This is a genomic window from Chitinophaga hostae, assembly GCF_018224885.1.
In the GTDB taxonomy this organism is placed as follows: Bacteria; Bacteroidota; Bacteroidia; order Chitinophagales; family Chitinophagaceae; genus Chitinophaga; species Chitinophaga hostae.
The window spans coordinates 175227-181989 of sequence record NZ_JAGTXB010000016.1 but is presented as its reverse complement, the minus strand read 5'-3'; the positions used below and the strand labels follow the sequence as shown (position 1 = coordinate 181989).

Below are 6763 nucleotides of genomic sequence, written 5' to 3'. Positions count from 1 at the left end.
CTTATAAAGAACTTTAGATAAGAAGTTACTAAATATTCATGTAAGTATTGCTGGCAAGGGCTTTGGTGCTTTTATTTGTAATAATGTTTTTAGTTAGTTGATAAACAAAAAAATCCCGCTTTAGTTTATTCAACTAAAGCGGGATTTTTCTTTCAGTTACTTATTAATTCATTTGTGTCACGTATATCAGTAAAGCTTCCTGTGCCGGTTATGCCTGTGAGTCTACCGAATAACGTGATGTTTATCGCCATATTTTTCGTTAATGTGAGTACATTGTTCATTTTAGACCGTATGTAACTGTTGTATAATAAAAGCCGCCTACCTGCGGACCTCCGAGGAAGGAAGTAGCATAGTGATTCAGAAGGTTAGTGGCGCCGACTTTTATGCTAAATGCCAGTTTGGGAAACAGGTAACCCACCTGCGCATCAAGTGCAGAATTTGCAGGTACATCCCCGTTTACCAGAAATGATTGCCAATAATAGCTGTCCTGCCACCGGTAGCTGATACCCATACCTATATTCCCAAAGAGATGTGCATTGGTAATTGAGATGTTGGATGCCCATTTCGGTGTATTAAATCCATCTTCCAGGCCATCATCTGCGCTTTTTTTGTTGAGCTTTGCATAAGATAGATTGCCATCTACCGTATAACCTTTGTTGAAATCATATTTTAACCTGGCTCCAACTCCATAATTGTAAACAGTTGTTTTGGAATTAGTCCACATACGGTAGCGGCCCTGTGTTTTTTTATCATACAGTGCATAAGGAACAGAATCCAGCGTACCCGTATTAGGAACACTCATCTCCACCTGTGCAATGAATGAACTGTATTTGTTGTAATAAAAGTCGATATCCACAAATAGTCTTCTATTATCAAAGAATCCCTTATAGCCTGTTTCCAGTGATTTTACATGTTCCGGATCAAGATAAGTGTAGTCATTTTTCCTGAGCAGATTTCTGTTCTTTTCTATAGCAGCATTTTTCGTCAGGCCCAGGGTATTAATATCCTTGTTAACAGACGCCTGGAAATTGTCAATAGAGGACTTTAGCCAGGAATGCTCAAAAATACCGCTGGACATCACAGGTAGCCCGCCTACTCTTTTTACGCCTCCACTGTTTACGTTGGAAAATGCTTCAAAAATACTGGGATAACGGTAGCCATCTTGGTATGACAACCGGATATGCTGGTCAGATGAAACTGAATACACAGCACTAAAGCGCATGTGCATTTTGATATCAAAATAGTCATTCTTATCAACGCGTATAACACTACCCACTTTTAGCTTATTATCCAACAAACTCTTGCTAACCGACAAAAAACCTCCATATCTTTTATAAATAAGATTTTTTTCACCTTTGCCGGGAACCGGATTAATAAAATAATTACCATCCGGCTTGATTAAATATGTCCTCGTGTCTACTCCGGTAAGCAATTCTATACCTGCTTTCTTTTTTATAACAGGTAAGTAACGTTCTGTCAGGTCCACTTGGGCTTCAGCGTGCAATAAGCTAGCTTTCACCTCCAATGCAGCACCACTATCCCAGTTATTGATATGTTGTAACTTGTCAAGCGAATTGTTGAATGCCGGCGTACCCGGTTGTGGTCTTCCCTGATCTGCGAATAAACGGGCTGTGTGGAGAGCCTGTTCAGTAGCTACTCCCTGGGCAGTAGCGTTGTTGAAGCTTGTGGTATAATCGGTAAACCATTTATCATCAGGCTTATAGGAGCGATCAATATTTTCTGCCATTGACCGAATATTATAAGAATCGCCGGTGTTTTCAATATTAATATATGCCTTAGCTTTTATAGATGGAGAAGCGTATTCCAAACCATGTTGCTGCAAAATATAGTTCTGCAGCCGAAAACGGTTAGCCCGTTGGTAAACGGTATTGAAATCGGCTACGTGATAAGTATAGGTAATATTTTTATCTTCTTTTAATTTATAGTACAATCCGACATCTGCTTTTATGTTCTGCAATGAATAATCAGCTATCTCTTTTTCGTAATAGCCAGTTCTGGCCACAACATAATTTTTGGTTTGCAATGGTAACGTCCGTCTGTTGGAGGATTCATTTCCGTAACTGTTTACAGGGTCCATGCCCGGGTTGGTAGCACCGGTTAATCCAATACTGCTGTTAGCAGTAGCATTGAGGTCGCTATGATCATCTGCAACCCAGTCATAACCCTTACTCAATGCGGCATTTACTTTAAATGCAAATTGCCTGGAAAGTACCTGTGCAATCCGGATGGTCGTTTCAGAAAATAATTTGGCGCCGGTCCCGGCATCGTTGAGATGGTTTATCCCGGTTTTTTGCTGAATACTTATTCCTTCGCTGTTAAAGGGATTTTTGGTAAAAAAATTGGCCATACCATTGATGGTATTCATGCCGTACAAGGCAGACGCTGAACCTGGCACTATCTCCACGGTTTCAATGTCGAGGTCTGTGGGACCTAATGCATTTCCTACTGGTGCGCCTATGTGAGGCGACTGGATATCCATTCCGTCAATCAATTGGGCAAAACGCACATTGGTAGTGTTGGTAAATCCCCTGGTATTGATCACCCGGAAACTCATGCTTGGCGCAATCATCTGTACGCCTTTTATACTTTGCAGCGCATCAAAGAATGAAGGCGCCGCATTGGCGTTAAAATATTGCCGATTGATCTTTTCCACGCTTACCGGGGATTCCAATAATTTCTCGTACATTCTTGACGCCGAAACAATTACTTCATCCAGGTTTTTCGTTTTTAACGTATCATTTCCTTCATTTTTCCTGGATAGGTTATCCTGGCCATAAAGCGAAACGGTAACAATGCAGATATATAGCGTAAAAAATATTCTCATGAAAAAATTTTAGCGTTATGTTTTATAATATATAACGCTAAGCTAAAAAAAATATAACTATCAAGTTATTTGTTTTCTGTTGAACTATCCTCCGATGGTTATCATGCTCCTGTTGCAGATACGCTCAGCCCGGATATGTTCGAAGTCGGCAGTAGAAAAGACCGGTTTTGTCAGGCCTGGATACCGATGTTGTTTATTATGGTTCCGATTTTCAATCAGTCAACCCAAAGATATCCACTGTTTTGGAAAAGCCGACTTCTGCGAATCCACCACCTACAAGTAGTTTGTTCTTAATGCCGGCGGCGGCGCCATCCATTCTGGCTTCACTGAGCTCAAGCTTGTCCCATTTGCCGCTAGAAACATCATAAACATCAACGCTGCTCAGGTGCTTCGCTGATTTGTTGGAATAGCCTCCTGCAACCAGGATTTTGTTGCCGATGACTGCTATTGCCGTGCCTTGTCTGTCTTCACTGAGCGCACTCGTGGACCATTTACCGGTAGATACATCATAGATATCGACGATCTTGGATTCGGCGGTGGATGAATTGGAATTCCGTCCTCCGGCAAATAAAATTTTGTTTCCCGCGGCGGCCGCGTACAGATGATCTCTGGCTTCGCTTAATTCAGCAATAGACCATTTTCCTGTGGTGATGTCGTATATGTCGACCCTGCTGGAGAAGAAGCCACCTGTTTGATTTGAGTGGCCATATCCTCCGGCAAATAAGACCTTATTACCAATGGCAGCTGCAGCCAGGTGATCCCTGGGAATACTTAGCGCTGACTTTGACCAACTCCCGGTAGATAGGTCATAAATATCCACCCTGTCTGAAACAATACAACAAACTCCGTCCTTATCAAGGGTGCCACCTCCGCCAAAGAATGCTTTGTTCTGCAGACTTGTTGCAGCCAGGGAGATACGCGGACTGCTCAGCGCCTGATATGCCCATTTTCCGGTAGTTACATCATATATTTCAACACTGTTAGTTACATTGATACCGCTATAAGGCGCCCATCCTCCGGCAATGAATATCTTGTTGCCAAAAGCAGTCATGGCGTGTTCTATTCTCGGTGTGGTGAGTGTTGAGGTTGTCCAGGTATTTGTGGTTACATCATAAATATCAACCGTATTCGGTTGATTGAGACTATAAGTTCCTCCGGCGAACAGGATTTTAGTGCCTGCTGCTGCAGCCTTCAGCTCTTTTCTGGGCGCTGAAAGCTGTGTTGTGCCAACATGTTCAATTTTTTCGTTTCCTGAACCCGGGCCAGGACCAGGGTCTGGCCCGGGAGCCGGTTTCTTGCTGCAACCCGCTATGGCGAAGGTTAATGGCAATAATATACCAAAAAGAAAACTTGTTTTCATATGAGCGCATTTATACAGGGGTGAAATTGGAGCTGACTACCGGAATAAGGCACCTATTACAGGTGTGCCGAATGATATTGAGTCAAAGCTATAAAACAACACTATATAGGGAAACGCCGTTTAGCGGACGGAGGAAATGAGTGAGCCGGTGGTAAGCCCAAGGTCTTTTTTTGCTACATTTTGAAAATTTGTTTTCCTTTCTCTGGAAAGCGGATGCTCTCTTCGATGGCTGTTTTGAAATCTTCCAGCGCATGTATCCCCGAAACATTTGAGGCAAAATTGGCAGATATTGCTGCGATTTCTTTCAGTGTGGCAACATCTTCAGGAAGCGGCGGTGTGAAAAAGTAGCGATATACGTGTGATTGAATCTGGAGACCTTTTAACAGCACGTCGAAATTATGAAGTGTATATTTCTCTGCGCTCATACCGCCATTGATAATTAATTTGCTGTCAAAGTCAACGCACCTGAGCAATTCTCCGGTTACCGGGCCGCCCACATTGTCAATGATACCCTTTACGCCTTTATTGCCGGAGATTTCCATAATGCGTTGTGTGACATTTTCCCGTTCTACCGAAAGATCTATTACTACAGTGGCGCCCAGCGATTCCAGTAACTGCGCTTGTTTAACGCTACGCACAATGGAAATAACAGGTATGCCTTGTTGTTTCGCCAGCTGAGCCACCAATTTTGATACGGCAGCATTACCGGCAGTCAGTACCAACCACTGTCCTGGCTTAACACCTGATTGCTTCAGCAGGTCCCATGCCGTGATGAGATTTACAAACTGGCTGCCCAATTCAGCTGGATACTCTGCTGGTAATGGAATCAACCACTCCGCCGGAACTGCCACATACTCCGCCCAGGTGTTGTAATAGCTGAATGCTGCATGGCTGCCTGGTTGCAGCGATACATCTTTCCCCACTTTTTCAATAATACCGGAGCCGTGATTGCCGGCAATCTGCAATGGAAATACAGGTTTTTTAGGCTCCGGGTACAGGTTTTGAATAAATAGAAAATCTCCCGGATTAATGGAGGCGGCGGTCGTTCTTATTAATACTTCATTATCTTTTATAGCGGGTATAGATACTTCAGATAACTGGAGCACTTCTTCCGGCGCACCGATGCGGTTAAATGTTATTGCTTGCATAACTGATTGTTTGAGCAGCAATATTACCAGACATTTCCTATTTTTGATATGTCTTATCTGACAAATACTATGCAAAAATGGACATATGCATTTTGTGATCTACTTACCTTCCGGTTTTTATGCGGCGATTGCCGCCAGCGTCGTTGAAATATTGCAGGCGGTGAATGAGGTGAACGGATCAGAGGTTTTTACTTTTGAGTTTGTATCCAAACATGCACACGCTGTTTCACGTTCTGCCATCTCTTTTAATGCAGGAACAAAACCTGCAAAAAAAGCAGATGTCCTGATCTTATTAACAGGCGCAGGAGCGCAGGTTACTCCCGGAATTCATTTACTGGCTGCAGAGGCCAAACAGGCAGCGCCATTTATTAAAGCTGCGCAGCGGCGCGGCGCTGTTATAGCGGCTACCTGCGGCGCCCCTTATCTTTTAGCGGCCAATGGTGTACTGGATGGCAAGCGGGCCACTATTTCGTGGTGGTTGAAAGGAGTAGTACAACAACAATTTCCGGCAGTACGCTGGGAGCCATCCAGGATTATAGTGAAGCAGGGAAATATCTACACTTCCGGTGGCGGCTTTGCCGGGCTGGAATTGATTACTACCCTGCTAACGGATCTGGGTTTTGCAAAGGAGTTGAAACGTGTACGGAAAATAATGGTACTCCCTCCTGCACGCGAGTTTCAAAGCCCTTATGAGATTCCGGCTACTGACGTGAACGGCAGTTTTGAAAAACAGCTCAACAAGATACTGAAAGACGACCTGGACATATTGAACCTGGATTTCCTGTCCCGGCAAATGGGCATGTCGTCCCGGACGCTATCACGCAAGTTTCGGGAAGAATTGGATACGAGTCCCGGTAAATGGATACAGGAAAAACGAATAGAAATAGTAAAGAAATTATTAGGAGAAACGGCGCTCAGTATTTCTGAAATCTGCTACCGGGTGGGATACTCCGACCTGGCTTCTTTCTCCCGCCTCTTTTCTGTTACCACAGGTATGACACCCGGGGAGTTCCGCAGGGAAACAGGAAGGTGAGGGCTGGAATATGTTAACGTGATCTGAATTTGGTTAAGGCATCTTGAATGCAGTTACAGTCAGTTCCGACGATTTTTTAACTCCAATTATTTAACTCCTAAGGATGTTCGGAAGACCTTTATAATAAATTTCAAAAATATCTGTTGGCAGGGGGGAAATCACCCCCCTGATTTATGAGGTTAATCCCATTGTCGGCTAGCTAGCACCGCAGTAGTTTTGGTAAAGATTTCAGATGATCCTATTACAACCTTTGATGTTATTGAACGGCATACCTACGGGGAGTCCTCCGTTTCTTGGGTAGAAAAACAGTGTTTTCCCGGTACTGATTTTCACTGAACTTTTTGTTTGGGGAATAAATAAACTGAATTTCTTGCAGA

Annotated in this window: 4 protein-coding genes; 1 reads left to right on the top strand and 3 read right to left on the bottom strand. The window is 43.5% G+C overall.

Annotated features, from left to right (window positions below; genetic code table 11):
* Nucleotides 1-277: 277 nt before the first annotated feature.
* The 3 genes from KE626_RS25465 to KE626_RS25455 all read right to left on the bottom strand — a co-directional run bounded on the left by KE626_RS25465 (nucleotide 278) and on the right by KE626_RS25455 (nucleotide 5353).
* Nucleotides 278-2845, bottom strand: a complete 2568-nt coding sequence (locus tag KE626_RS25465) for a TonB-dependent receptor (RefSeq protein WP_211975836.1) — start codon at nucleotides 2843-2845, stop codon at nucleotides 278-280.
* A 211-nt stretch (nucleotides 2846-3056) separates the two neighbouring features.
* The gene (locus KE626_RS25460; RefSeq protein ID WP_211975835.1) at nucleotides 3057-4205 is read right to left on the bottom strand and encodes a Kelch repeat-containing protein; all 1149 of its coding nucleotides are present in this window, start codon (nucleotides 4203-4205) and stop codon (nucleotides 3057-3059) included.
* Between the two features lie 173 nt (nucleotides 4206-4378).
* Nucleotides 4379-5353: a quinone oxidoreductase family protein gene (locus KE626_RS25455; protein ID WP_211975834.1), complete on the bottom strand. Its 975-nt coding sequence runs from the start codon at nucleotides 5351-5353 to the stop codon at nucleotides 4379-4381.
* An 85-nt stretch (nucleotides 5354-5438) separates the two neighbouring features.
* Here KE626_RS25455 and KE626_RS25450 point away from each other — a divergent pair, with 85 nt between their 5' ends.
* A complete protein-coding gene (locus tag KE626_RS25450; protein ID WP_211975833.1) occupies nucleotides 5439-6386 on the top strand; it encodes a GlxA family transcriptional regulator in 948 nt (315 codons plus the stop codon).
* The last annotated feature ends 377 nt before the right edge of the window (nucleotides 6387-6763 follow it).

Excerpts from the sequence above, each read along its gene's own strand:
- KE626_RS25455 (WP_211975834.1), bottom strand. The coding sequence starts at position 5,353 with ATGCAAGCAATAACATTTAACCGCATCGGTGCGCCGGAAGAAGTGCTC.
- KE626_RS25460 (WP_211975835.1), bottom strand. The coding sequence starts at position 4,205 with ATGAAAACAAGTTTTCTTTTTGGTATATTATTGCCATTAACCTTCGCC.
- KE626_RS25450 (WP_211975833.1), top strand. The coding sequence starts at position 5,439 with ATGCATTTTGTGATCTACTTACCTTCCGGTTTTTATGCGGCGATTGCC.
- KE626_RS25465 (WP_211975836.1), bottom strand. The coding sequence starts at position 2,845 with ATGAGAATATTTTTTACGCTATATATCTGCATTGTTACCGTTTCGCTT.